Genomic DNA, 23,157 nt, shown 5'->3' with positions numbered 1-23,157 from the left:
TCAGATCCAGCCGTTTGATCTGGCGCGGTGCGCTGCCTCGATGCGGTTGCGGGTGTTCGTCTTGCCGATCGCGGCGGAGAGATAGTTGCGGACCGTGTTTTCGGACAGGTGCAGGCGGGCGGCGATGTCCGCGACCGTGGCGCCTTCCACAGCGGAGTGCAGGACGTCGCGTTCGCGGTCGCTGAGCGGGTTGGGGCCGACGGACAGGGCCGCCGCCGCCAGCGCCGGGTCGATGACCTTCTCGCCGGCAAGCACGCGGCGGATCGCTGCGGCCAACTGCTCGACCGGGCCGTCCTTGACCAGGAAACCGTTGGCCCCGGCTTCCATGGCCCGACGCAGGTAGCCGGGCCGGCCGAAGGTGGTGAGGATCAGCACGCGGCAGCCGGGCAGCTTGTCACGCAGCGTTGCCGCAGTGTCGAGGCCGCTGCCGTCGGGCATCTCGATGTCGAGCAGTGCGATGTCGGGGTGAAGGCGCAGGGCGGCGTCGAGGGCTTCGGCGGTGGTGCCGGTTTCGGCAACCACATCGATGTCGGGTTCGAGGTTCAGCAGCAGAGCGAGGGCGCTTCGCATCATGCCCTGGTCCTCGGCGAGCAGCAGCCGGATCATCCGTGCACCGCTTCCAGCCGGGTGGCGGGGATGCGGGCGGTGAGTTGCAGGCCGCCGTCGGGTGCGGCGCCGATGTGCAGGGTGCCGCCGGTCCGTTCGAGTCGTTCGGTGAGACCGCGCAGGCCGGTGCCGGGGCTCGGGTCGCCACCCACGCCGTTGTCGCTGATGGTCAATGCCGATCCGCTCACGTCCGTGCTGACCGTAATGTCGCAGCGGGTAGCGTGGCTGTGACGCAGGACGTTTGTCACCGCTTCGCGGAGCACCCAGCGGAATGCGTTGTCGGCTTCGACGCCGAGCGGGTGTCCGCTCTCGGTCACCGCGACGTCGATGCCGACGTCGGCCAGGACGGTGCGGGCGTTTGTCAGCTCACGGCTGAAGTTGTGACCGCGGTAGCCGGTGACGGCTTCGCGGACCTCGGCGAGGGCGGTGCGGCCGATGCGTTCGATGTCGGCGGCCTCAGCGGCGGCCCGCCGCGGGTCGGTCGGAGTGAGCCGGCGTACGACCTCGGCTTTCACCACGATCAACGACAGGGTGTGGCCGAGCAGGTCGTGCAGGTCCTGGGCGAAGCGGAGCCGTTCGCCTTCCACGACTGTCCTGGCGAGTTGACGCTGGGTTTCGCGAAGTTCCTCGACCAGCCTGACGACGTGCACGAACGCGATGGCCGAGGCGCCGGCAAGAGCCGTGATCAGCGCGGTGGAGATGACGTCGCCGGCGGGTAACCGATGGGCGGCACCGATCAGCAGGACGGCGGCGACGTTGCCTGCGGCCCAGGCGAACGCCTGGGTCGGTCGGGTGATGCCTACCGAGCCGGCGGCGCACACGTACAGCAGCAGGGTCAGCCAGCCGTCGGAGTCCGCGGCGTAGCCGGCGGCGAGGCCGATGCCGAGCAGGGCGAGCAGGGCCAGCCCGGCGTGGTGCGGCGCCGGCGGGACGGGCAGCTTCGCGACGGGTACGGCCACGAGCGTGAGGTAGAGCAGCACGAAGACGGTGAGCCCGGCGGCGGCGGGCAGCGCCGGGTGCACCCGGCCGTCCGCGATCGCAACGGCGGCCGGCAGTAGGAGCCACAGCCATGCGGCGTGGGCGGCCAGGAGCACGAATCCGCGGCGTCGCCTGCTGCGGTGGACGGGCTCAGGGAGCGAACCGGGCACGATCGCCACTGTATTCGACTGTCAGCGGCGCGCGGTGGAGCGCCGGTAGGCCCAGGCCGCGACCGCGGCGAACAGCAGGGTCCATGCCGCGAGGACGGCCAGCCCGGCCGGGGTGGGCAGGTGTCCTGCGGCGGAGCGCCAGCCGAGTTCGGCGTACCGGTAGGTCGGCAGCGCGTGTGCCAGGTGTCGCAGGGCGTCGGGGAAGTAGGTGGCGGGCGCGAGCAGGCCGCCGAGCACCGACAGGGCCAGGAAGATCAGGAAGTTGACCGGGACGGCGGCCTGCGGGGACAGGCCGTAGCCGATGGCGAGCCCGAGCAGGGCGAACGGCACGGTGCCGATCCACATCAGTAGCAGCAGCGCGATCCACCGGCTGGGGCTGAGCTCGACGTGGTGCTGGATCGCCGCGGCGATGCCTACCGCGATCACCGGTGGGATGGCCGTCGTCGAGCCGAGCAGAGCTTTCACGGCGACGACCTGCGCGGGTGGCAACGGGGTGACGCGCAACTGGTGCAACCAGCCGGCGGCGCGCTCCTGGGAGACCGCCGATCCGACCATGAGCACGCCGGCCACGGCGCCGTACCCGGCCAGGCCGATCATGATGGCGACCGGCGCGGCGAGGCCTTCGAGGCGGTCGCCGGCGGACCAACCCGAGAAGATCAGGTACGTGGCGACGGGTCCGATGACGGAGAAGAACATCAGCCGGGGGTCGCGGACCAGACGGCGTAGTTCGAATCGCAGGTAGGCGCGCATCAGTGCTCCGTCTCGGTGGTCGTGGTCGCCGGCCCAGCAGTGGCCGGGCGGTCGGCGGTCAGGGCGAGGAACGCGGCATCCAACCTGGCCGACGTGTCGACGCCGGCCAGCGCCCGGATCTGTGCGGGCGTGCCGTCGGCGACGATGCGGCCGGCGGCGAGCACCACGATGCGGTCGGCGACGTCGTCCGCCTCGTGCAACTGGTGGGTGCTGAACAGCACCGTGTGGCCGTCGGCCGCGTAGGCGCGGATGGCGGTCCAGAACTGCTGTCGGGCGGCGACGTCCATGGCCGTGGTGGGCTCGTCCAGCACGAGCAGGTCGGGGTTACCGGCGAGCGCGAACGTGACCCGGGCGCGTTGCGTCTCACCGGCGGAGAGCCGGTCGACGCGCCGGTTCGCGAGGTCGGCCATGCCGGCTGTCGCGAGGATCCGGTCGGTGTCGAGCGGGTGCGGGTACAGGGCGCGAGCCAGTTCGACCACGTCGCGGACGGTGGCACCGGGCACAAATCCGGCGTCCTGCAGCATCGCGGCGACCCGCCCGGCGCGGACGGCGTCGGCGGCCGGCTCGCCGAACAGGGTCACGGTGCCCGTGTCGGGCGGGGCCAGACCCAGCATGATCGAGATGGTGGTGGTCTTGCCGGCGCCGTTGGGGCCGAGCAGGGCGACGACGGTACCTGCCTCGATCGTGAGGTCGAGGTCGTCGACGGCGCGGACGGCACCGAAGCGCCGGGTGATTCCGGACAGACGTACCGCGAGGGCTTCCATGCCGTCCACGCTAGAAACGCGGGGCGGATGCGAGTAGAGCCGCCGATACGCGGTCGGCAGTGACAAAAGTCCTGCGGACCATCCCGCGCGGGGCCAGAAATAGCCCGGGGCCAGGCCCGTGTCGGCCTGGCCCCGGGGTCTGGTCGGTCAGCTACGCAGCGTCCACCGCTGGTTCGCGCCGCCGTTGCACGACCAGAGGATCACCTTGGTGCCATTGGCGGTGGCGGCGCCGTTGGCATCGAGGCAGAGCCCGGACTGGGCGTTCGTGATGGTGCCGTTGCTGTTGACGTTCCACTGCTGGTTCGTGCCGCCGTGGCAGTCCCAGATGATGACCGCGGTGCCGTTGGCCGTGCCGGCCCCGGACGCGTCCAGGCACTTGTTGCCGTACACGGTCAGCTGCTTGCTGGCGGTCTGGGTCCAGCGCTGGTTGGCGCCGGTGGAGCAGTCCCAGAGTTGTGTCTGGGTGCCGTTCGTGGTCGAGGAGTTGGGCACCTCGACACAGCGGCCGGACTGGCCACCCACGAGCTGCCCGGCCCCCGTGCCGCCGCCACCCTGCTGTTGCCGGACGAGGAACGTCGACTCCGCCGACCGGTTGCCCTGTGCGTCGACGACGTAGAGCCGGTACTCGCCCTGGGTCGTCGGCACGGCGATGGACGTGGCGTTGCCGGCCGCCCTGGTCATCGTCGCCCCGGCGGTGAAGGTGGTCGTGCCGGACGGTGCCAGCCAGACCGACCTGGTGGCGTCGCCGGTGCTCCGGATCGGGATCGACGCCGTGGCGCCTGCGACGAACGTGCTGGCCGGCAGCACGTAGTTCGGCGCGGAGAAGGTGCTCGCCGGGACGATGTCCCGGTACGCGTCCTCAAGGCCGGAGTTCGCGGCGATGCTGTACGCCGCAGCCGGCCAGACATAGTCGGAGGAGACGAGGATGTCGGCGACGGTGCTGTTCGGCAGGTTCTTGTTCGAGACCTTGTTGATCGGGCCGTAGATCTGCGTGATGCTCAGATCGTGTTTCCGGCCGAAGTCGTCCGAGTTGATCATCCATGTGACGTTCTTGTCGATGCTCAGGACGTTGTCGCGGAACGTGATGAACGCCGATCCCTCGTCCGGGTGCAGCCCGTACTTGTGTCCCGACGGCACGCCCTGGAGATAGTTGTTGGTGATCATCGTCCCCGGCTGACTGCCGAGCGTGTAGATGGGGGCCGTGTCACTGAGGCGCTGCACCGTGTCGATGATGTGGTTGTAGCTGATGTTGTTGTTTCGGGCCGTCGTGGTGGGTCGGTTGGGCACGATCGAGCCCGATGACCCGTCGAAGTTCCACCAGCCCCAGCCGAGGGTGATGCCCGACCACGGAGTCTTCTCGATCCGGTTGTGCTGGATGGTGAGGGTGTCCGCGAAGTAGGCCGAGATGGCGCTGTGCCCGTTGAACAGGACGGCACTGTCGTACAGATAGTTGTTCTTGATGTCGATGTTCTTCGGCAGCCCCTCGACCTGCGCGGAGTACTTCTCGCGGTTCGTCGACGTGCCGTCACCGATGTAGACGTGCTGGGGATGGCCCACCAGGATCGCGGAGCCCGCGATGTCGTTGGTGGAGTTGCCGATCAACTGCGAGCCCTGCACGTCGTTGACCATGCTGATCCCGTCGGCACCGGTGTGCTGGATCCGGTTGCGTTGCAGGAGGATCCCGTCGGCGTTCTGCACCTGGAGAATGCCGGGAGTGACGTCCACGTTGCGGTAGTAGTAGACGTGGAAGTTGCCCTTCGCGTACACCTGGGCACCGAGGTTGCCCTGCTGCGCCTGCTTGAAGGACGAGCCGGCGACGTTGAACAGGTTCCAGTCGGAGTGCTGCACCGTCAGCCCGGAGAACGTGATGTTGCGCGCGTGGCTGCTGGTCGAGGTGCCGGCGACCCGCAGCACGGTGGTGAGGTTGTTGGGCGCGTAGACCGACGCGGTCGACATGTTCTCGGCACTGGCCTTGTAGTAGTAGACCGTCTTGGTGCCCTTGTCGAAGAAGAACTCGCCCGGTGCGTCCAGGAACTCGTAGGCGTTCATGAGCTTGTGGGTGCCACCCACCTGGGCGTTGCCGTTGAACGAGCCCTGGGCGATCGCCGCACCCGGCTGCTGGAACAGGGCGACCCGGTTCGCGCCGTCGGAACTCGTGGTCACCTGGCGGACGCCCACGATGGCCGTGGTCCAGGTCGTGCCCGTCTCGATCTCGATGTCGTCCTGGTTGCGGGCGACGGCGGGGAAATCATTCAGGTTGTATTTGGCGCCGTCGCACTGCGATCCCGACTCCCAGGCCCACGCGGCCTGGTTGGCCGTGATGTTGTACGTCCCGTAACAGCCCCCCGAGCTGATGGTCTTCGACGCCATGAAGGCACGCTTGTCGTTGACATACAGCGCACGCAGCTTGTTGGCGCGGTCCAGCGGCGCCTTCCAGATATTGCCGCTGTGCTGGGTCCACCCGGTCACCTGGACACCACCGTCGAGGACCGGCTTCTCACCGGGGTAGGCGCCGTAGCTGATCCGGAATCCGTTGGTGCCCGAATCGCTGGTGCCGAATTCGACGGTGCTGCTGATCGGATAACTCCCACCGCGCAGCAACACGTCGATGTCGCCGGTCATGTTCGTATTCACCGTGCGGACGACATCCCGCGCGTGTTGCAGGGTCTTGAATGGGGATTCGATCGTCCCCGCGTTGGAGTCGTTGCCGTCCGGGGCGACATAGTAGGTCGCCTGGACCGCCGCCGCGGCCGGCTGCTGATTTGTCAGCACGACCGGCACTGCGGCGGACACGAAGACCGCGAGCGCCAAAAATGACGTTCGAGCGGTGGATATGGCTGATTTCACGTGCTGTTCCTTCCACTTGCCGTCGACGGGATGCCGAATGCGGGTATCGAGCGACGAGCACGGAACAGCGACGCCACAAAGGACTGGCGGAGGGCTGCTGTTGCCCGACCGCACTCATTTTCCAATCGCTACGAAGCTCTCCCAGGGACTGTATGTCGAACGTGTGACGACTGCAACAGCCAATTAAGAGTGGTCAATGCGCAAAGACGCTCGTACCGGGCAGAACGCCCGACTCCCGTCGCACGCCCCAGTGGCATCGTCCGATGAATCCGCGCGGCGGGACCGACCCGCCCAGCAGGCTGAGTACGGGCACTCATCCGGTCGCTGCCGCCGCCGGGCAGGCTCGACGCCATGGCTGATCCGCATCGGACCACCTCGGACGACGTACACCAGGGCCCGGTGGCGCCCCGGACGCGGACGGGCGGATGGCGGCGGTCAACGCCGCGACCGCCTGCCGGCACCCGTCGTCGCTCCGGCTCTCCGTCGCTGGCCTGCGCGGTGCTGGCGCTCTGCCTGCTGACGGCCGGGTGCGCGGAGTACGGCGACGGCGACTCGATGGCCCGGGATCAGGCCGCGGCCGAGGCGGAGCACCTCAAAGAGCAGCTCGGTGGTCGCGATCGGGTGCGGGACGCCGAGTACATCGCCGCGACCGAGATCCTCGAACCGGCCACCGACGGCACGTCGGGAACCCACCGTGAACCGCTGGCCTGGTCGGGGCGCGTCTTCGCCGACGAGCAGGCCACCATCGACGTCCGGTTCACGGTGGCGGTGCCGGAGAGCTACGGAAACTTCGGCGCCCCCGGCCACTCCGCCGGTGAGGCCACCCGGTGCTACCGCTACCGGCTGAAGCTCTATCGCAACACGAGATCCGAGGAGATCGGCTGCCCGCCGGTGGCGACCCCCCCGGTGCCCAGGGCGAAGCCGTACCCGGCAATGCCCGTGGACGCGGTCGCCCGGCTCACCGCGGCACTGCGGACCGCCACGCCCGACACCCTCGCGGCCACGGTGCGGGCCGCCTTTCCGGAGAAGCACGTCACCGTCGACACGGCCACCCACCAGAACGCCCTGGTCGCCGTGTTGGCCGTGCCCGCCGAGCGAGACTGCCTCCTCCTGGTCCGCAAACCCGACGGAGCCATCACCGCACCGGGGTACGACCGGGAGTGGCTGCAGCCGGGCGAGACGGGATGCAACACCGGGTTGTACGTCTCGCCGCCGCGTTAACCGAAAGCGCTGTCGGACGCGAGCCCGTCGCGTCCGCGACCGGCTCAGCCGTGAGCTGCCTCGGTGAGGAAGTCGCTGACGATGGCGGCCAACTCCGCTGGGCGTTCGGCGACCATCGCGTGGCTGGCGCCGGCCAGCTCCAGCACCCGCAGGCGCGGGTTGTCCACGGCGTCGAGTCGCTCCCTGACGGCCCGGCGGTAGGCCGCGTACACCTCGGAAAACGGTGCCTGCTCGGGCAGGTCCTCGGTGGCGAGGACGAGCAGCAGAGGGCATCGGGCGTCCCGATAGGCGGGGACCAGGTCGAGAGACCCCATCGCCTCCCGCAACCGCACGGTCAGCTCCGGATCGGGGCGCAGCAGGTTACGGCCGTCGTCGCACGGCACGAGGTTCCGTTCGAAGGCCGCCACCCAGTCCGCCGGATCGGCACCGTACCGCCGGGCCGTCGCCCGCTGCCCGGCCAGCGCCGCGGCCAGCCGTTCGGCGGTGAGCGGCTCGGCCATCCCCGCGGCCATCCCGTCGAAGACGGCCCGCAGCTCGGCGAGCGCCGTCGCCGCCTGCCCCGGGTCCATCCCGGCGAGCTGCTCCGGGCGGCTCGGCGGAGGGTTTCCGTCCAGGCTGACCGCGCCGGGACACTCCGGGTGACGCTGCGCCCAGAGCGCGGCCAGCATCCCACCGAGGGAGACCCCGACCACCGCGGGGCGGTCGAGACCGAGGGCGTCGGCGACGACGGCCAGGTCGTCCAACACCTCGTCCCACCGCCACGGGCCGTCGCCGGACCGCCCGTGGCCGCGCAGGTCGACGGCGACCACCCGGTACGCCTGCCGCAACTCCTCGGCCAGCGTCGTCAACTGGGCGAGGTTGCCGCCCGCACCGTGCAGCAGCAACAGCGAGGGGGCCGATCCACCGAAGTCGCGGTACGCGATCGGCACGCGGCCGGAGCTGACGAGGGGATCAGGCACGTCGGGTTCCTTCCCGGAGCAGTCGGTCGCGGACGGCGGCGGACCGCACGCCACCCTCGGGATGGCGGGCGAGCTTGCCACGGGAGGCCAGGTCGTGAACTCCCTGGCGGGTGATGCCGAGCATGGCGCCGGCCACCGCGTACGACACCGATTCGGCGGTGGGGTGGCCCACCCGTCGCGCGACGATCTGGCCCAGCGGCGTGCGCCACCAGTCGAGGGGCGGGTTGAACGGGCCGTCGCCGGGACAGAGCGTCGAGATGGCCCGGACGATCACGCCGTACGCGGCCTGCTCGTCGCCACCGACCAGCGTGGCGGCCCAGGAGCGCGCCCGCTCACGTACGACAACACGCAGCGAGTCGACTGCCGGGTGACCGTCGACCAGGATCTCGAGCGGATCGAGCAGCCGAACGTCGATCAATCTGACGAGCTGTGCGACAAGTTCCTCGTCCTCCGGTGGCACACCAACCCCCCCTTCGCTTGACACCCATCGTCAAGCGCTTGACGGTTGGTGTCAAGCGTGAGCGGTTGTCGTCCCGAATGCCGACCGAGCGTTGTCCGAACCCGAACAGCCAAGCCGCTGGCGTATGCGGCCAAGCCGGCTAGACTAATTGCTTAGCTAAGCAAGGGGGTCACGCCATGTCGACTGAGGCCGTGCACTACAACATGCATGACGCCAAGACCCATCTGTCTCGCATCATCGAACGGGTGGAACACGGCGAGGAGATCATCATCGACCGGGCGGGCACCCCGGTGGCGAAGGTCGTACCGCTGGTCCGGCGGGCCAATCGCACCGCAGTAGGCTCCCTCGCCGGCCAACTGGACCTGTCCGGCGACTGGGATTCACCACGGACCAACGCCGAGATCGCCACCGACTTCGGCATCGGCGCATGACCCTGCTGCTGGACACCCACGTCGCGCTCTGGGCCATCACCGGCGACCCGACCCTCGGCACCGAATTCCTCGACCGACTGCGACACGAGCCGGACATTTTCCTCTCCCCGGTCACCCTGTGGGAGATCACCATCAAACAGAGCGCGGGGAAACTCGGCGGACCCCCTGACCTTGCGGCGCGGGTAAGAGACATGGGCTTCCGGGAACTCCCGGTGACCTACACCCACGCCATCGCCGCCGGTCGTCTGCCATCACATCACCGCGATCCCTTCGACCGCATGCTGGTGGCCCAAGCAATCACCGAAAATCTGACCTTGGCCTCCCGCGACGCGTCGATAGCGCTGTACGACGTGGACGTCCTCAAGGTGTGATCGGACAGGCTCGGGTCTACGGAACGACCGGGAGGATGTCGTCTTCACGGCCGGTCTGGGGCAGTCCCGCGGCCGCGGCGATGGCCTGAACGGCCTCCTCCAGCCCGGTGCTCTCCGGCAGGACCAGCTCGTCGGACCAGCCCAGAACGTCGTGCCCGGCGTACCAACCGCTCATCTGCTCGGCACTGAACTCACTCACCTGCGGACGCGTGAGGTGCCGCCGCAGCGTCTCCGGCAGGGAAACGTCGAGGTAGCAGAACAGCGACCGCCCCCGGTGACCGTCCCGCAGGCCCGTCAGCATGCTCCGATAGCGATCGGCGTGCATGATGCCGTCCAGCACCACGTGGTAGCCATGGTCGAGCGCGAACCTGACGGTCTGCCCGATCAGCTCCGGTGCCGCGCCGCCCGGTCTGTCCCGCTCCCGGAGCACGATGCGGCGCAGGTAGTCCTGCTCGACAAGCGCACAGCCCCGGCCGTGCCGACGCCGTAGCTCGCGAGCGATGCTGCTCTTACCCGAGCCGGAGTTACCCCGGACGCAGACGAGGATCGTCTCCGGGCTGCCGGTCGGGACGGCGTCAGCGACCACGGTGCTCCCTCGCAGACAGTCGGCGCGCACGCTCGGGCCAAGACCGAGAGGCCAACTCGATGAGGTCAGGCACCTGACCCTCCGCGAGGGTAACGCCGGACAGGTCGCCGACCTCGCCGCCGCCCGACAGTTGCGCCCCTGGCCGGCAACGGCCATCTGGATCGACATGTTCCCGCCCACTTCGAGGCCGATTGATACGACGCCATAGAGTCGCCAGAGGCGTTGCGGCTGCGTGACACGGAGGTTCTCGATGGCGTTGCTTGCCCGACTCGCAGGTCAGCTCGGAGCGCTGCGGGAGACGGTGGCGACGGATGCTCTTGGGCACCTGCTGTCGGACCCGAATGCGGCGGCTGCCCTCACGGCGGCGATCGGATCGGGTGTCGCCGAGTTGCCCCGGCCGCTGCGCTACCTCACCCAGGCTGCGGACGGCGACAGTCGGCCGGATGTCGTCGGGCGGGATGAGTATCGCGAAGTCGTCCACGTCGAGGGCAAATTCTGGGCTGGGCTGACCGATGCGCAGGCGAACGACCGATACCTTCAGCGCCTGCTGGACCAGCACAGGACCCGCGGCACCGCCAACCCGTGCCGGGGTGTTCTGGTGTGGGTGTGCCCGCAGCGACGCGTGGAGTCGCTGTGGCGCGAGGTCTGCCACACCTCGGAGGCCGACCCGCGCCCCGTCGCTGGTCGGTGGCGGTTCGCCGACACCCGGTCCGGTCAGGTGGTCGCCCTGACCGATTGGGTCGCCGTGTGCGACGTCCTCGAACAGGCAGGTGGAAAGAACCTCGCCGAGGACGTCCGCCAGTTCCGCGCCCTGATCGCGGAGGTCGACCGGCACGGCTTCGTCCCGTGGTCGGTGGGCGACGTGACCGATCAGCATGCCGCGCGGCAGTGGGTCGCGATCTACGACGTCGCGATGACGATCAGGTCGGTGGCGCAGAAACATGGCGTGGCCACGCGCGCGACCGCCACGAGGAATTCGAAGGCCTCCGGGGCGATGTGGGGCGGGCCCGCGATGCGCCTGTCGAACATCTACACCGGACTGGTCGTGTCACTGCCACTGTTCGCCGAGCACGGCACCAGCCCGCTCTGGCTGCGGTGGTGGAACGGCCCAGCGGAAGTCGCCCGCCGGGCATTCCCTGGTCAGACCGTCGAGCGCCGCAACGGCTGCGCCCTGCCGGTGCCCTTCGCCCCTGGTCGCCTCGAGTCCGAGGTGGTGGAGGACGCGGTCGCGTTCCTCGCGGAGTGCGCCGAGCGACTCGCCGCCGCCGTTCGCCCGACCGACTCGCTCGACTTCCTGGAGGACGAGGGGCCTCCGGTGGACAGCGACGCCGAGTTGCCGGAACAGCGTTGACACGCTTCTTTTGTTGGTGCGCCGCCAGGGACTCGAACCCCGAACCCGCGGATTAAGAGTCCGCTGCTCTGCCAGTTGAGCTAGCGGCGCTCGCCGGCAACGGGAAGAGACGTTAACACCGCCCCGGGCGGACGCGTCGGCGACCCCACGTCTGACCGCCCGACCCGAGCGCGAAGTTGCAACTCGCCAGCGTCGGCCCCCTGCCCCCCTGCCCCCCTGCCCCCCTGCCCCCCTGCCCCCCCGCCTCACCGAACGCGCCAACGGCCGAGCCCTGGTTGATCATGAGGTTAGCGGCGCGACACGCCGGGGCGAGTGTCTATAACCCCATGATCGACGCGGGCGTTCGCCGGGCCGGGCCGGGTGGGGCGGCGGGGGCCGGGCCGGGCCGGGACGACTGTCGTCCCGGCCCGGGTTCCGGTCACCTGATGGAGAACTCGGCCAGCCGCAGCGGGGAGTCGAACACCAGGTACACGTCGTGGGTGCCGGCGGCGCGGGCCAACTCGGCGGTGACGCTGACGTACCGGTAGTCGTCGCCGGTGCTGGGCACGGTGGCCGTGCCGAGCAGCCGACCGGTGGGCGAGCCCAGGCGAACCTGGATCGTGCCGGCGTCCGCGCCGGCCTTGGCGACGGTCGCGGTGAAGGTGTCGGCGCCCGGACGCAGCGCCGAGCCGGCGAACGAGATCCACTGGCCCGCCGCGGTCGCGCCGACGGCCGTACCCTTGGCCTTCGTCTCGTCGACGAGCCGGACCCCGGCGTACCTGTCGAAGTTCTCCGCCCGGGTGGTCCGGGACAGGTCCCGGGCCGGGACCGTCTCACCGCGTACCCGAATCGCGGAGCGGGCCCGGATGTCCTCGGCGGACGCCCCCACCATCAGCTCGTAGGTGGACGACTCGACCACCCACCGGCTCCGGGTCACGTCCCAGTGCGCCAGGTCGGCGGCGGGCAGGCGCAACGTCACGGTCCGGGTCTGCCCGGGTGGGAGGTTCACCCGCTGGAACGCCTTGAGCGCACGGATCGGGGTCTTGACCCGCGAGGTGCGCTGGTGGGTGTAGAGCTGGACCACCTCGGACCCGGCCCGGCTGCCGGTGTTCGTCACGTCGACGCTCACCGTGATGGTGCCGTCGGCCGCGACCGACCGGTCGCCGGTGCGCGCCGGGCCGTAGTGGAACCGCGAGTACGACAACCCGTGGCCGAACGGGTAGAGCGGCTTCGCGTTGCTGTACAGGTAGGTCTGCCCGGACGAGATGATGTCGTACTCCAGCAGGTCCGGTGGTAGTTGCCCGTCCGAGCGGTACCAGGTCTGGGTGAGCCGGCCGGACGGGTTGCGGTCGCCGAACAGGACGTCGGCCACGGCGTGCCCGGTCTCGGCGCCCGCGTGGGTGGTCCACACGATCGCCGGGACGTGCTCCTGCTCCCAGGTCATGGTGACCGGGTAGCTGGTCTGGAGCACCAGGACGGTACGCGGGTTGGCCCGGACGACGGCCTTGACGAGTGCCTCCTGGCCGGCGCTCAGAGCCGTGGAGGAGCGGTCGTGCGCCTCGCGTCCGTTGATGAACGGGTTGCTGCCCACCACCAGCACGGCGGTGTCGGCCGCCTTGGCCGCCGCCACCGCCCGGTCGATTCCGCTGCTGATCACCTCGCGGCTGAAGTGCGTCGCCGCGGCCGGGGTGGACGCGCCGAGCTTGAGCGCGCCGTCGTCGCCGACCGTGACGTACTTCTCGGCGGCGAACCAGCTCTCCTTGGTCTCGTAGCCGGCGTAGCGCAGCACCACCGTGCCGTCGTCCTGCGGCTCCAGCTTGAACTGCTGCTGGACGTACCAGCCGTTCGGCTGCTCGTCGCGGGTGATGAACGGCCCCCAGTTGTAGCCGAGGTAACGGCCGTTGGCGGCGTTGCGCAGCGTCACCACGTCCTGGCCCCAGTCCACCACGTCGAACTGGGCGGCGGGCGTCGCCGTGGCGCCGGTGGCGGCGACCGGGTCGGCGTCGGTGGTGCCGGTGGCCGTGACGTACCGGCCGGTCGCCGCGTCCTTCAGGGCGATCCGGTCCGCCCCGTCGAGCCCGTCGACGCTCGCGGAGTTGCCCAGCCGCTCGCGGATGCCGTCGAGCGCGGTCACCTGGTACGGCAGGTCACCGCCGTACCAGTCGGAGTAGAGGGTGTCGGCCAGCGGACCGAGCACGGCCACCTTGCGGGTGCGGGCCGGGTCCAGCGGAAGAGCCTGCCGGGAGTTCTTCAGCAGCACCATCGCCTCGCCGGCGGCCTGCCGGGCCAGCCGCTGGTGTTCCGGGCTGTTGATGACGTCCGGGGTGATGCCGCCGTGGCGACCCCCGCCCGGGTCGAACTCGCCCAGCCGGAACCGCACGTTCAGGATCTCCCGGATCCGGGCGTCGATGTCCGCCTCGGTCAGCAGACCTGTCGCGAGCGCCTGCTTGATGGCCGTGACCGTCGGTTGGGCGTTCGTGTCGTCGGTGATGAAGCTGTTGAGGCCGGCCTTGACGATCGCGGCGTTCGCCTCGGGCTGGGTGGCGTAGTAGCCCTGGGACGCGACGAGGTTGTTCGGCGCCCAGGCGTCGGTGACGTTCATCAGCGGCTGGTCCGTCCAGCCGCGGACCACGGTGGCCAGGTCCGGATCCACGGTGGCGGGCCGTCCGTTGATCAGGTTGTACGCGGCCATCACGCCGGTCGCCGCGTCGGCCGCGATGGCCGGCTCGAACGCCGCGCGCTCGTACTCGTTGAGCACCCGAGGCGGCACGTTCGACGAGGTCACGTCACGCCGGATCTCGTTGTTGTAGGCCAGGTAGTGCTTCAGGGTCGGTGCGCTCTTCAGGTGGTCGGGATCGCCGCCGGTCATCCCCGAGCCGTACGCGGTCGACATCGCGGCGGTGAGCAGCGGGTCCTCGGAGTAGCCCTCCTCGTTGCGGCCCCAGCGGGGGTCGCGCAGCAGGTTGACCACCGGCGCCCAGAGGTTGAGACCCCACACCCGGGGGTTCTGCGCGTGATAGCCGCGCGCCTCGTCGCCGACGGCCGAGCCGACCCGGTTGATCAGGTCGGTGTTCCAGGTGCTCGCCATGCCCACCGGCTGGGGGAATGTCGTGCCGCGGGCCTTGACGACGGCGCCGTTGTTGTCGATGTCGGTCGACCAGGCCACCCCGTGCAGGGCTTCGGTGCCGGTCTTGAACAGGCCGATGCCCAGCCGGGGAACGGCCGGCTGGTACTGGTGCAGCCAGGAGATCTTCTCGTCCAGGGTGAGCCGGCCGAGCAGGTCGTCGACCCGGGCCTGCACCGGTAGGTGCGGGTCGCGGAACGGGTAGGTGGGTTCGGCGAGGGCGGTGCCGGGAACGGCCGGTAGGGCCAGCAGGACGAGCGCGAGCACGGCGATTCCGCGCCGAAGGCGCTTGTTCCCCATTTGCTTCTCCTCATGTCGTACGACAGACGCCCAAAGGACGCCCCGACCGGCGTGGCCAGGCTCGACACCCGGCTGACGGGCCTGGACGACGGATCGTCGAAGCGCTTCGACAATCCGGCCGCAATCACCACGGCCATGATTGTTGTGATCCGCGCAACTATAGATGCGCGCCAATGAGGCGGGCAACACCCGGACCGGTCCGGTCACGGCGGAGGGCGGTCCGCGGGGTCGAAGAACGCGTCCGCTGGCTACGGTGAGCCGTGCCAGGCGGCCAGGCCAGCCGACGCCGACTCCGAGCCGACCGCGACGGCACGTGACGACGGCCGGTCCAACAGGTGTTCGTCGCGCAGGATCGCCTGATGCAACTGCTGCGCCTCGGTGCTCGGCCGAAGACCGAGTTCGTCGTCCAGGGTGCGATCGAGATCCCGGAAGGCCTCGAGCGCGTCGGCACGCCGGCCGGAACGGAAGAGTGCCAGCATCAGGTGTAGGCGAAGCTGCTCACGCAGGGGGTGGACGGCGACAAGCGTCTCGATCACCGGGGTGAGCCGGGCGTGCTGCCCGCAGATCAACTCGGCTTCTATCCAGGCCTCCATCGCGGACAGCCGGCATCCCTCCAGCCGGCTGGCCTCCGCGCTGGTGGCCGGGGTGTCGGGGACGTCGGCCAGCGCCGGCCCGCGCCACAACACCAGCGCCCGGCGCAGGATATCGGCGGCGGTCTCGGCATCGCCGTCGGCAAGCGCGCGCTGTCCGCGGGCCGCGAGGTCGGTGAATCGGTCCCCGTCCAGGTCGTCCCGGTCGGCGGTGAGCAGGTAGCCCGGCGCGCGCGTGCACAACTGGCGCCCGTCCGGGTCGCCCAGGACCCGGCGTACCTGGTGAACGTACTGCTGGATCAACTTCACCGCGGTGCGCGGCGCGGCGCGCGGCCAGAGCTGCTGGCGGAGTGTGTCAGTCGAGACGACCTGGTTGGCGTTCACCAGCAGGACGGCGAGCACCGCCCGACACTTGGCCTGCGGCAGTGGGATCCAGCCGCCGGAGCTGCGGACCTCGACCGGACCGAGCATCCGGTACCGCAGTGGAGGGTCGTCATGGGCTGGTCCATGCGGCGCGTAGCCGTTGGCTCGCGGCGCCCAGTTGAGATCAAGGGTGCGGTCGTCACGCACTGCTTCCTCCCCGTTGCATGGCCCCGCCGGTCGGCGGCACCGGGTCCAGTCCAATCAGCCCTCACTCGACACCGAAAAGCCGATTGGCATCCGAGCCGTGCCAATTACCGTGATCCCGGGGTTCGATATCGTCCGGAGACCAGAGCCGAAACCGGTGAGACCCCCCACCACGCCGAAGTTATGACGGCAGACTCGACCCCGGCAAGCTGGGAAGTGTTTGCGAATGTTCGGGAGTGTGCGAGATTCACCTGACCTGCTGTTACCGCGTCGACGGCACGCTGTCATCGACCGGGTGGCAGGGGTGGGCGACGGCGGGATCGCCTGTGCGCCAAGGGTTCGAGCAACGAGCAGCGGTCGGCGGCGGCCACCTCGGCGCTCTCCTGGCTCAAGATTTCAGCAAGCCTCGCGGCTCCTTGTTGACGATTTCAATATTTTTCCGAAGCTTGGTCAGAAAGCGCGTCGCGACACGGCCACACGGTGGCAGCGGGTGCGCTGAGTCGATAATTCGGGGAAGATCAGCATATGGAGTCCGACCTTTACGGTAGTCCACCGGCACCCGAAGGCGCGGCCACACCAATGGAGTTCGTCGGCGCGCTGCGACAGTTGCGCCTCTGGTCAGGCCTCACCTACCGACAACTCGCGGCAAATGCGGCGGCCTCCGGGGAGATCCTCCCGTTCGGCACCATCGCTTCCGTGCTGAGCCGGACCAGCCTGCCGAGGCGGGAGTTCGTGGCGTCGTTCGTCCGGGCCTGCGGCCTGGACGAAGCGTCGATCGCCCGATGGGTACGGGAGCGCAACGCGCTCGTGGTCGACACCGCACAGGCGGGTCCCGGTGCCGTTCGGGACGAGGGGTCCGACGTGCTGCCCGGCGAACCGGCCTGGCCGGCGCCGGCCATGCTTCCACCGGACATCGCCGATTTCACCGGACGCGCCGTCGAGGTGCGGACGCTTGTCGACCGACTGACCGCCGAGCACGCCGACGGCTGCGCCCCTGCCGCGCTGCCGGTGACCACCATCGCGGGAATGGGCGGGGTGGGTAAGACCGCACTCGCGACGCACGTCGCGCACCTGGTCCGGGCGTCGTACCCCGATGGTCAACTCTGGGTCAACCTGACGAACGCGGATGCCAGCCCGGTGGACCCGGCAGAGGTGTTGGGTCGGTTTCTGCGGGCGCTCGGCATGCCGTACCGCGCCATCCCGGCCAGCCCGGCGGAACGCGCCGAGGCGTACCGGACCCGGACGGCCGACCGCCGGATGTTGGTGGTGCTGGACAACGCGGTCTCCGAGGAACAGGTCCGGTCCCTGCTGCCCGGTGCGGCCCCGTGTGCCGTGCTGATCACCGGGCGGGCTCGGTTGACCGGGATCGAGGGCATCCGGCGGATCGACCTCGACGTGTTCCCGCCCACCGAGGCGGTCGAGTTCCTGACCCGGCTCGCCGACGACGAGCGGGTGGTGGGGCAGGAGACGGCGGCGGCCGACCTGGTGGAGCTGTGCGGGTATCTACCCCTCGCGGTACGGATCGCCGGGGCACGCCTGGCCGCGCGGCCCACCCTGCAACTCGCGCATCTCGTCGGACTGCTCGGCGACGAACAGCGGCGCCTGGACTGGCTGGTGACCGGAGACCTGGCGGTACGGGCCTCCCTGACCTCCAGCTACCGGGCGCTGGCACCGGAGTCCCGCCGGCTGTTCCGACTGCTCGGCCTCTTCGAGGTACCGGACTTTGCCGCGACACTGGCCGCCGCGGTCCTCGGATGTTCCCTGGAACAGGCGATCGAGCACATCGAAACCCTCGTCGACGCCCAACTCCTCGCCGTGGACACACTCGACGTCTGCGGGCAGACCCGGTACCGATTCCACGACCTGACGCGACTCTTCGCCGCCAGGTGCGCCGAGTTGGAGGAGGAGCCGGGCGAACGGGCACAGGCGGTGCAGCGAGGGCTGGGCGGCTGGCTGGCACTGGCACGACGGATGGCCCGGTGGATCCCCGGCCCCTGCTATGCGGCCATCGGTGGCCCCGCACCGCACACGACGCTCGACTGGGCCGACGATTACACCGAGCGCGTCTCGCCCGAGGACTGGTTCGACGCCGAGTGCGCCGCGCTCCAGGCGGGAGTCCGCCATGCGTGCCGGCTCGGCCTTGACGACCTGGCGTTCGACCTGGCGGGCAGTTTGGAGAAGTACTTCGATCTGCGCGGCAGGTATACCGAGTGGACAAACCTCAACACCGAGGTGTTGGCGGTCTGCCGCGCCGCCGGCAACCGGTTGGGTGAGGCGGTCATGCTCCGCGGTCTGCTCGACGTGAGCACCTGGATCACCGATGACCGGGACGGTGACGTGATGGCACGTTCGAGCATCGAGGCCCGCCGCCTGTTGGAGATGTTCACCGCCCTGAAGCACGATGCCGGCGCCTCCGACGCCGCCGTCATGTACTCGTGGGCACTGAGCGCCGGCGGCGCCTACGCGGAGGCGGTGGCGGTGGCGACCCGCGCGCTGACCCTGGCCGAACGGTCGGATCACCTCGGCGGCCAGGCGCGGAGCAACCTCGCGCTGGCCATGGCCTACTACGAGCAGCAGCACGTCGACCTCGCCATCGGCCACGGTGTCGCCGCACTGGAGAACGCGCGTGCGTTGGGCAACATGCGCTGGGTCGCCACCGGTTTGCAGTACCTCGGGATCGCCTACCGGCAACTCGGTGACCACGACACCAGCGAGCGGATGCTCAACGAGTCGCTGGCCATCTCCCGCGCGCACCGCGATCACTACCCGGAGGTGCTCACCGTCCTCGCACTGGCGCGCCTGCACCTGGAACGCGGCGACAGCGCGGCGCGCGAGGCGGCCGAGACCGCCCTGCTGCTCAGCCGCAAGTACCACATGCGGCACCATCTCGCCGAGGCGTACGCGATCCTCGGTGAGATCGAGCTGCGGGACGGCCGTTCCGTCCGCGCGATCCGGCATCTCGAGGCTTCCGTCGCCATCTGGCGGACCCGGGGATGGCACTCCTTCCAGGCGGCTTCGCTGACGACCCTGGGCAAGGCGTACCTCGGCATCGACGCGCGTGCGGCTCGACAGGCCTTCGTCGACGCCGAGGCCCTCTACGCCCAGCTCGGCTACACCGACAAGGTCACCGAGCTGAAAGTGCTTGTCGAGAGCACAATGGATCGCCAGGGACCGGCGCTGCGTCTCACGTGAGGCGGCTCCGGGCCGAGCGTCGCGGGGGCCCCGGTTCCTGCGCCAGGACGGACGGCACCCGGTGCGGCGCGAGCAGTCGCAGCATGCCGTAGCCGATACCGGCGAGGCCGGTGAGCAGACCGGGTATCTCGACGTCGTCGTGCAGACCGCTGCGCCACCCCCGTTCGTCGATCGTGTCGAGCATCGTCGTGGCCTGGCACCGCACTCGCCGGAGCAGGACCGGATCCGCGGTCCGATCCGCGGCGAGTTGGAGGAAGTCCAGGCTGCCCGCGTCCCCGTGGCAGAGGGAGTGACCGTTGCCGAAGCCTTCGCGCACCGTGTCCTCGATCGCCGCGGCCAGGTCGACTGCCACGTCCAGCTGGGCTCCGGCGCGGAGTCGGGCGATCCCGATGCCGGCGGACCCATGGCACCAGGCGACCGGCCGTTCGAAGCGGACGCCCGGACCTCCGTCGAAGTCGATCTGGATCTCGTCTTCGGCATTGCTGACGTCGCGCAGGTCCTGCCAGTAACCGCCGTCGGCGTCGAAGAGGCCTCGCTCGTAGTCGAACCCACGCCGGGCGGCATCCAGGTAGGAGTTCTCCCCCAGCAGGTCCGCCGCCGTCGACAGGGCTGCGCTGATCCCGGCGGTGCCGTGGCCGAAGCCGGCCAGCGGGCGGGCGGCGACGCCGGAGGTCACCGCCCGGGAGGGCAGCCAACTGGCGCCGCACCCGTACGCCCGTTGGGTCGAGACCAGGTGGTCGGCGGTGGTTCTGAGCAGGTCGAGCACCCGCCCGGACGGCCGCGCCCGATACCGGGCGAGCAGACCGAGCAGCGCCCCCGCCGCGCCCTCCATGACCTCGTACTGCACATCGTCGGCGACGAGGGCGCCGATCTCCTCGGCGACCCTGGTCGCCTCGTCGAGCAACGCCTGGTCCGTCCAGAGAACGCCGAGATGACTCAGGGCGTACACCACGCCGCCTCGACCGGCGAACCCGATCAGGCTGCCGGGAAGGCCTCGGCGTAGCTGGGCGATGGCCGTGCGGGTCGTGTCCCGTGCCAGCTTCCTGATCTTGTCGTCGCCGACCAGTTCGGCGTGGTGGGCGAGGAAGAGTGCCATTCCCAGCAGTCCGTCGTACAGATTCGGGCCGAGCACACCGACGGCGCAGGCACGGTGCGACCCGAAGTGCGGCCCGATCCAGGTCGCCCCGCCGTCCGCACGGATCGCGAGGGCGGCCAGCCGGTCCGCGACCGCCGCCGACGCGTCGACGAGCCGGGTGTCCGAGGCGGGCTGGTCCGCCGGGCCCGTGGCGTGGCGCGTGAACGAGAACCGCCCCTCACGGCGAACGCCGTTCATCGTGATGCTGCCGTGGATCAGCCAGCTCTGCCGGGCCAGGTCTTCCTCACCCAGCCGGTCGACGAGCTCTCCGGTCACCTCCAACCCCGAGCGCACCGTCACCCCGGGCACCGCCCGCCCGCGACTGTCGCGCAGCGGCCCACCTGACACCGTCGTGGTGAAGATCGGGATGTCGCCGCACCAGAGATCCCGCCGTTCCGCCTCGGTGACCGCCGAGATGCCCGGACGGCGGACTGCGTCACTCCACAGCCGGTCGAAGTGCTGATCCCGGTCCAACCCGTCGACGAGCAGACTCGGATGGAAGGACGTGCTGAGCAGCAGGGCGTACGCCGCCGTGTCCCGGACCAGGACCCGGACCTCGTCCCCGGCGAACGGCGCCAGCGGGCCACTGCTCGCGGTGAGCGCCTCGCGGTGTGCCATCAGCAACCGGTAGACCTCGCGGAAGCCGTCCAGGACGTACCGCACCTGGTCGGCGGGCCGAACCGGGCTCTGCGCCGGAGGTCCGACCGCATCCGCCTCGGGCTGCGCCAGGCGGATCCGCATCTGGTCGGTCGCGGGACTGACGATCGTCGCCACCCGTACCGTCGGCTCCGCCCGAGCCCTCTCGGCGGTGCGCAGACCGGAGATGTCCCCGCCCCAGGGGGTCGGCCGGACCGGCAGGAAGCCGGCACGCATCACCGAACCCGACGCCAGCTCCGCCGCCCGGCGTTCCGCCTCCGACTCGCCGGCCGGCCGCAGCGAGGGCAGCTCGGGCTGGAACAGGGTTTCCAGGTCGACGAGCACGGGCTGTTCACCGGCGACGATCACGTTGTCGGCGTGGAAGTCCCCGGCGTGCACCAGGTACAGCAGCGCCAGCAGGCGGCCCTGCCGCCGGTACAACCGTTGCGTGGCGGCCCGGTCGGCCGGCTCGGCCGACTCGACGTACTCCATCCAGCCGTAGTCGCCCCGGTCCAGGCAGCGCAGCACCCGGAGTTGGAGGCCTGGGGTCCGGTCGTTCACCCACCTGAGCAGATCCTGGAAGTGCACGTCGACGGCCGCCGACCGTGGCTTGTACATGATCCGCAGCCCGGAGGCGAACCGCACCATCGACACGGTCTGCGCGCCCCGGTGCGGATCTCCCAGCTCGGCGACGATGTCGACAACGGGACCGGGGTCCGTGTGCGGTGAGAAGGTTCTCCGCAACTCGGGCAGATCGGCCGCCAGCCGCTCGACGAACACGCCGGACTGTCGCACCCAGGCGCGGCCCGTCACGACGAGTTGCCGGGCCAGGACCGGGTACCGCGTCAGCAGGCGCCACCGCTCGGCGGGCTCGTCCAACCGCCCACGGAAGGAGAGGAAGCGTTCCTCCGCCGTGTCCCCGGCCAGGACCCCGTCCCGGCGGCAGGCCGCCAACTCCAGGAGACAGGTCCGCTGGACCATCCCGTGCAGCCGCGGCGCGAGCCGGTGCAGCATCAGCTCGGCGACCACGGCGGCCGGGGGAAGGTGATCCTCCCGCACCGACCCGGTCGCCGCGGTCAGTCGTTGGTGCAGCCACCGCAGCAGCGGCTCGACCAACCCGAGGAACGGCAGGTCGACGTCGCCCGTCGGGTCCGCCGACGCCGGCCGCGTGCCCGCGCCGTCGCCCGTGGCCCGCCTATAGGCCGAGGCGAGATCCGCTGCCCATTCCGGCTGCGGGCCACAATCGCCGGCGAGGATGTCCAGCAGGCGGGTCTCGCTCAACCCCGCCGCGGCCAGTCGCCGTTGCCACAGCACGCCACCGGTCGGAGCGTCCGCAGCGCCGTTCGGCGGAGCCAGGCCGAACGGCGCTGCCTGACGCCAAAGCGCCCTCCGCTGCTGGGCTTGGCGAAGCCGCCCGCTCTCCACCCGCGTGGCCGGCGCGGCGACCCGCTCGACCAACGGAGCGGCTTGCCAAAGACCCAGCACCGACCGAGGTAGGTCGGTGACCGGGAGAACTGGCACCTTGGACATCGGTCGGATCGCCTGGGGCTAGAGGCAGCAGATTCGAACGGCCGAGAACCAGGTCCAGAGCGCGTCGGGCTCCTGCGGGGCAAGGGCACCGTCGAGCTCGCGCATCTCGGCCTCGAGATCCCCGGCCGGGTGGTCCAGAACCCGATCCATCTCCAGTACGTCGGTACTACTCATTCTCACTCCTCCTGCCTCTGCGGACGACCTGTGCCTGCACGAGGCTAGGTAGGACTGGTTCAGCGCCGGTAGGTCAGCGGTATGGCCGCAGGCGGCGCCTACCGACCGGGCCTTCGGCCAGATTGCTGCTCAAGTCCGCGTCACCAGCGCGCGCTCCCGCGCGTCGGCACTACTGCAGCGGTACGAGGTGTGGGCGGACCAGATGACCACCGGGCTGCACCGCGAACGGGTGCCCTGGATGAACGACACGATCATGGGGCTGCGCGTCACCACACGCCTGACCCACGCCAACTGAGACGAGCGGTGCCGGCGGCGGGCGGGCGTCGGCACCGCGCTCGCTCGCCGACGGCGGGAACACAGCAAGGCGCTGCGAATACTTGTCTATTCTGCCAAGCCCCTGCGGCGTCGAGCGACTGCACGCCGAGCAGGTCAGTGG

The 23,157-nt window shown here is 70.2% G+C and carries 18 protein-coding genes and 1 tRNA gene; 6 read left to right on the top strand and 13 right to left on the bottom strand.

All coding sequences use genetic code 11. The annotated features are described in order from the left end of the window. The 5 genes from ACGFH8_RS27625 to ACGFH8_RS27605 form a co-directional block, all read right to left on the bottom strand. Nucleotides 1-606, bottom strand: a complete 606-nt coding sequence (locus ACGFH8_RS27625) for a response regulator (protein WP_393372577.1) — start codon at nt 604-606, stop codon at nt 1-3. Continuing rightward, nucleotides 603-1,754: a sensor histidine kinase gene (locus ACGFH8_RS27620; RefSeq protein ID WP_393372574.1), complete on the bottom strand. Its 1,152-nt coding sequence runs from the start codon at nt 1,752-1,754 to the stop codon at nt 603-605. Before ACGFH8_RS27620 ends, ACGFH8_RS27625 begins: the two co-directional genes overlap by 4 nt. Nucleotides 1,755-1,775: 21 nt before the next feature. Beyond that, nucleotides 1,776-2,504 carry an ABC transporter permease gene (locus ACGFH8_RS27615; RefSeq protein ID WP_393372571.1) on the bottom strand — a complete coding sequence of 243 codons (729 nt, stop codon included), beginning with the start codon at nt 2,502-2,504 and terminating at the stop codon, nt 1,776-1,778. Continuing rightward, the gene (locus ACGFH8_RS27610; protein ID WP_393372569.1) at nt 2,504-3,268 is read right to left on the bottom strand and encodes an ABC transporter ATP-binding protein; all 765 of its coding nucleotides are present in this window, start codon (nt 3,266-3,268) and stop codon (nt 2,504-2,506) included. Before ACGFH8_RS27610 ends, ACGFH8_RS27615 begins: the two co-directional genes overlap by 1 nt. A 147-nt stretch (nt 3,269-3,415) precedes the next feature. After that, entirely contained in the window at nt 3,416-6,115 is a 2,700-nt protein-coding gene (locus tag ACGFH8_RS27605; protein WP_393372568.1) for an RICIN domain-containing protein, read from the bottom strand. A 351-nt stretch (nt 6,116-6,466) separates the two neighbouring features. On the opposite strand from ACGFH8_RS27605, the gene ACGFH8_RS27600 reads away from it, so the two are divergent. Further along, entirely contained in the window at nt 6,467-7,336 is an 870-nt protein-coding gene (locus ACGFH8_RS27600) for a hypothetical protein (RefSeq protein ID WP_393372565.1), read from the top strand. 44 nt (nt 7,337-7,380) lie between these two features. Here ACGFH8_RS27600 and ACGFH8_RS27595 read toward each other — a convergent pair whose 3' ends face one another. Further along, complete coding sequence (locus ACGFH8_RS27595) at nt 7,381-8,295, bottom strand: alpha/beta fold hydrolase (protein ID WP_393372563.1); 915 nt, start codon at nt 8,293-8,295, stop codon at nt 7,381-7,383. Then, nucleotides 8,288-8,755 (bottom strand): hypothetical protein, encoded by a 468-nt coding sequence (locus ACGFH8_RS27590; protein ID WP_393372561.1) that lies wholly within the window; start codon nt 8,753-8,755, stop codon nt 8,288-8,290. The genes ACGFH8_RS27595 and ACGFH8_RS27590 overlap by 8 nt, the downstream gene beginning before the upstream one ends. Nucleotides 8,756-8,931: 176 nt before the next feature. Between ACGFH8_RS27590 and ACGFH8_RS27585 the strand changes: the two genes are divergently transcribed. Beyond that, on the top strand, nt 8,932-9,186 hold the full coding sequence (locus tag ACGFH8_RS27585) for a type II toxin-antitoxin system Phd/YefM family antitoxin (protein WP_393372559.1): 255 nt from the start codon (nt 8,932-8,934) through the stop codon (nt 9,184-9,186). Then, nucleotides 9,183-9,557: a type II toxin-antitoxin system VapC family toxin gene (locus ACGFH8_RS27580; RefSeq protein WP_393372557.1), complete on the top strand. Its 375-nt coding sequence runs from the start codon at nt 9,183-9,185 to the stop codon at nt 9,555-9,557. The genes ACGFH8_RS27585 and ACGFH8_RS27580 overlap by 4 nt, the downstream gene beginning before the upstream one ends. A 16-nt stretch (nt 9,558-9,573) precedes the next feature. Here ACGFH8_RS27580 and ACGFH8_RS27575 read toward each other — a convergent pair whose 3' ends face one another. Further along, the gene (locus ACGFH8_RS27575; RefSeq protein WP_393372555.1) at nt 9,574-10,143 is read right to left on the bottom strand and encodes a kinase; all 570 of its coding nucleotides are present in this window, start codon (nt 10,141-10,143) and stop codon (nt 9,574-9,576) included. Nucleotides 10,144-10,393: 250 nt separating this feature from the next. Between ACGFH8_RS27575 and ACGFH8_RS27570 the strand changes: the two genes are divergently transcribed. Next, nucleotides 10,394-11,494: a hypothetical protein gene (locus tag ACGFH8_RS27570; protein WP_393372553.1), complete on the top strand. Its 1,101-nt coding sequence runs from the start codon at nt 10,394-10,396 to the stop codon at nt 11,492-11,494. Nucleotides 11,495-11,508: 14 nt separating this feature from the next. On the opposite strand, the gene ACGFH8_RS27565 is transcribed toward ACGFH8_RS27570, so the two are convergent. Both ACGFH8_RS27565 and ACGFH8_RS27560 read right to left on the bottom strand, forming a co-directional pair. Then, nucleotides 11,509-11,584: transfer RNA gene (locus ACGFH8_RS27565), tRNA-Lys, on the bottom strand. A gap of 328 nt (nt 11,585-11,912) precedes the next feature. Beyond that, nucleotides 11,913-14,897 carry a glycoside hydrolase family 3 C-terminal domain-containing protein gene (locus ACGFH8_RS27560; protein WP_393372551.1) on the bottom strand — a complete coding sequence of 995 codons (2,985 nt, stop codon included), beginning with the start codon at nt 14,895-14,897 and terminating at the stop codon, nt 11,913-11,915. Nucleotides 14,898-14,909: 12 nt separating this feature from the next. Between ACGFH8_RS27560 and ACGFH8_RS27555 the strand changes: the two genes are divergently transcribed. Then, nucleotides 14,910-15,074: a hypothetical protein gene (locus ACGFH8_RS27555; RefSeq protein ID WP_393372548.1), complete on the top strand. Its 165-nt coding sequence runs from the start codon at nt 14,910-14,912 to the stop codon at nt 15,072-15,074. Nucleotides 15,075-15,145: 71 nt separating this feature from the next. Here the strand turns inward: ACGFH8_RS27555 and ACGFH8_RS27550 are convergent, their stop codons facing one another. Continuing rightward, the gene (locus ACGFH8_RS27550) at nt 15,146-16,057 is read right to left on the bottom strand and encodes a BTAD domain-containing putative transcriptional regulator (RefSeq protein ID WP_393372545.1); all 912 of its coding nucleotides are present in this window, start codon (nt 16,055-16,057) and stop codon (nt 15,146-15,148) included. Nucleotides 16,058-16,579: 522 nt separating this feature from the next. Between ACGFH8_RS27550 and ACGFH8_RS27545 the strand changes: the two genes are divergently transcribed. Continuing rightward, nucleotides 16,580-19,246, top strand: coding sequence for an ATP-binding protein (locus ACGFH8_RS27545; RefSeq protein ID WP_393372538.1), 2,667 nt, complete (start codon nt 16,580-16,582; stop codon nt 19,244-19,246). Here ACGFH8_RS27545 and ACGFH8_RS27540 read toward each other — a convergent pair. Together ACGFH8_RS27540 and ACGFH8_RS27535 are read right to left on the bottom strand one after the other, a co-directional pair. Next, nucleotides 19,239-22,547 (bottom strand): type 2 lanthipeptide synthetase LanM family protein, encoded by a 3,309-nt coding sequence (locus ACGFH8_RS27540; protein ID WP_393372535.1) that lies wholly within the window; start codon nt 22,545-22,547, stop codon nt 19,239-19,241. The two genes, ACGFH8_RS27545 and ACGFH8_RS27540, sit on opposite strands and share 8 nt — an antisense overlap. An 18-nt stretch (nt 22,548-22,565) precedes the next feature. Continuing rightward, nucleotides 22,566-22,721 (bottom strand): hypothetical protein, encoded by a 156-nt coding sequence (locus tag ACGFH8_RS27535; RefSeq protein ID WP_393372532.1) that lies wholly within the window; start codon nt 22,719-22,721, stop codon nt 22,566-22,568. Nucleotides 22,722-23,157 lie beyond the last annotated feature (436 nt).

The sequence above is a fragment of the Micromonospora sp. NPDC049175 genome (genome assembly GCF_043197345.1).
Taxonomy (GTDB): Bacteria; Actinomycetota; Actinomycetes; order Mycobacteriales; family Micromonosporaceae; genus Micromonospora.
Note: the sequence above shows the minus strand (reverse complement) of the source record. Positions and strands in the feature narration are given on the sequence as shown.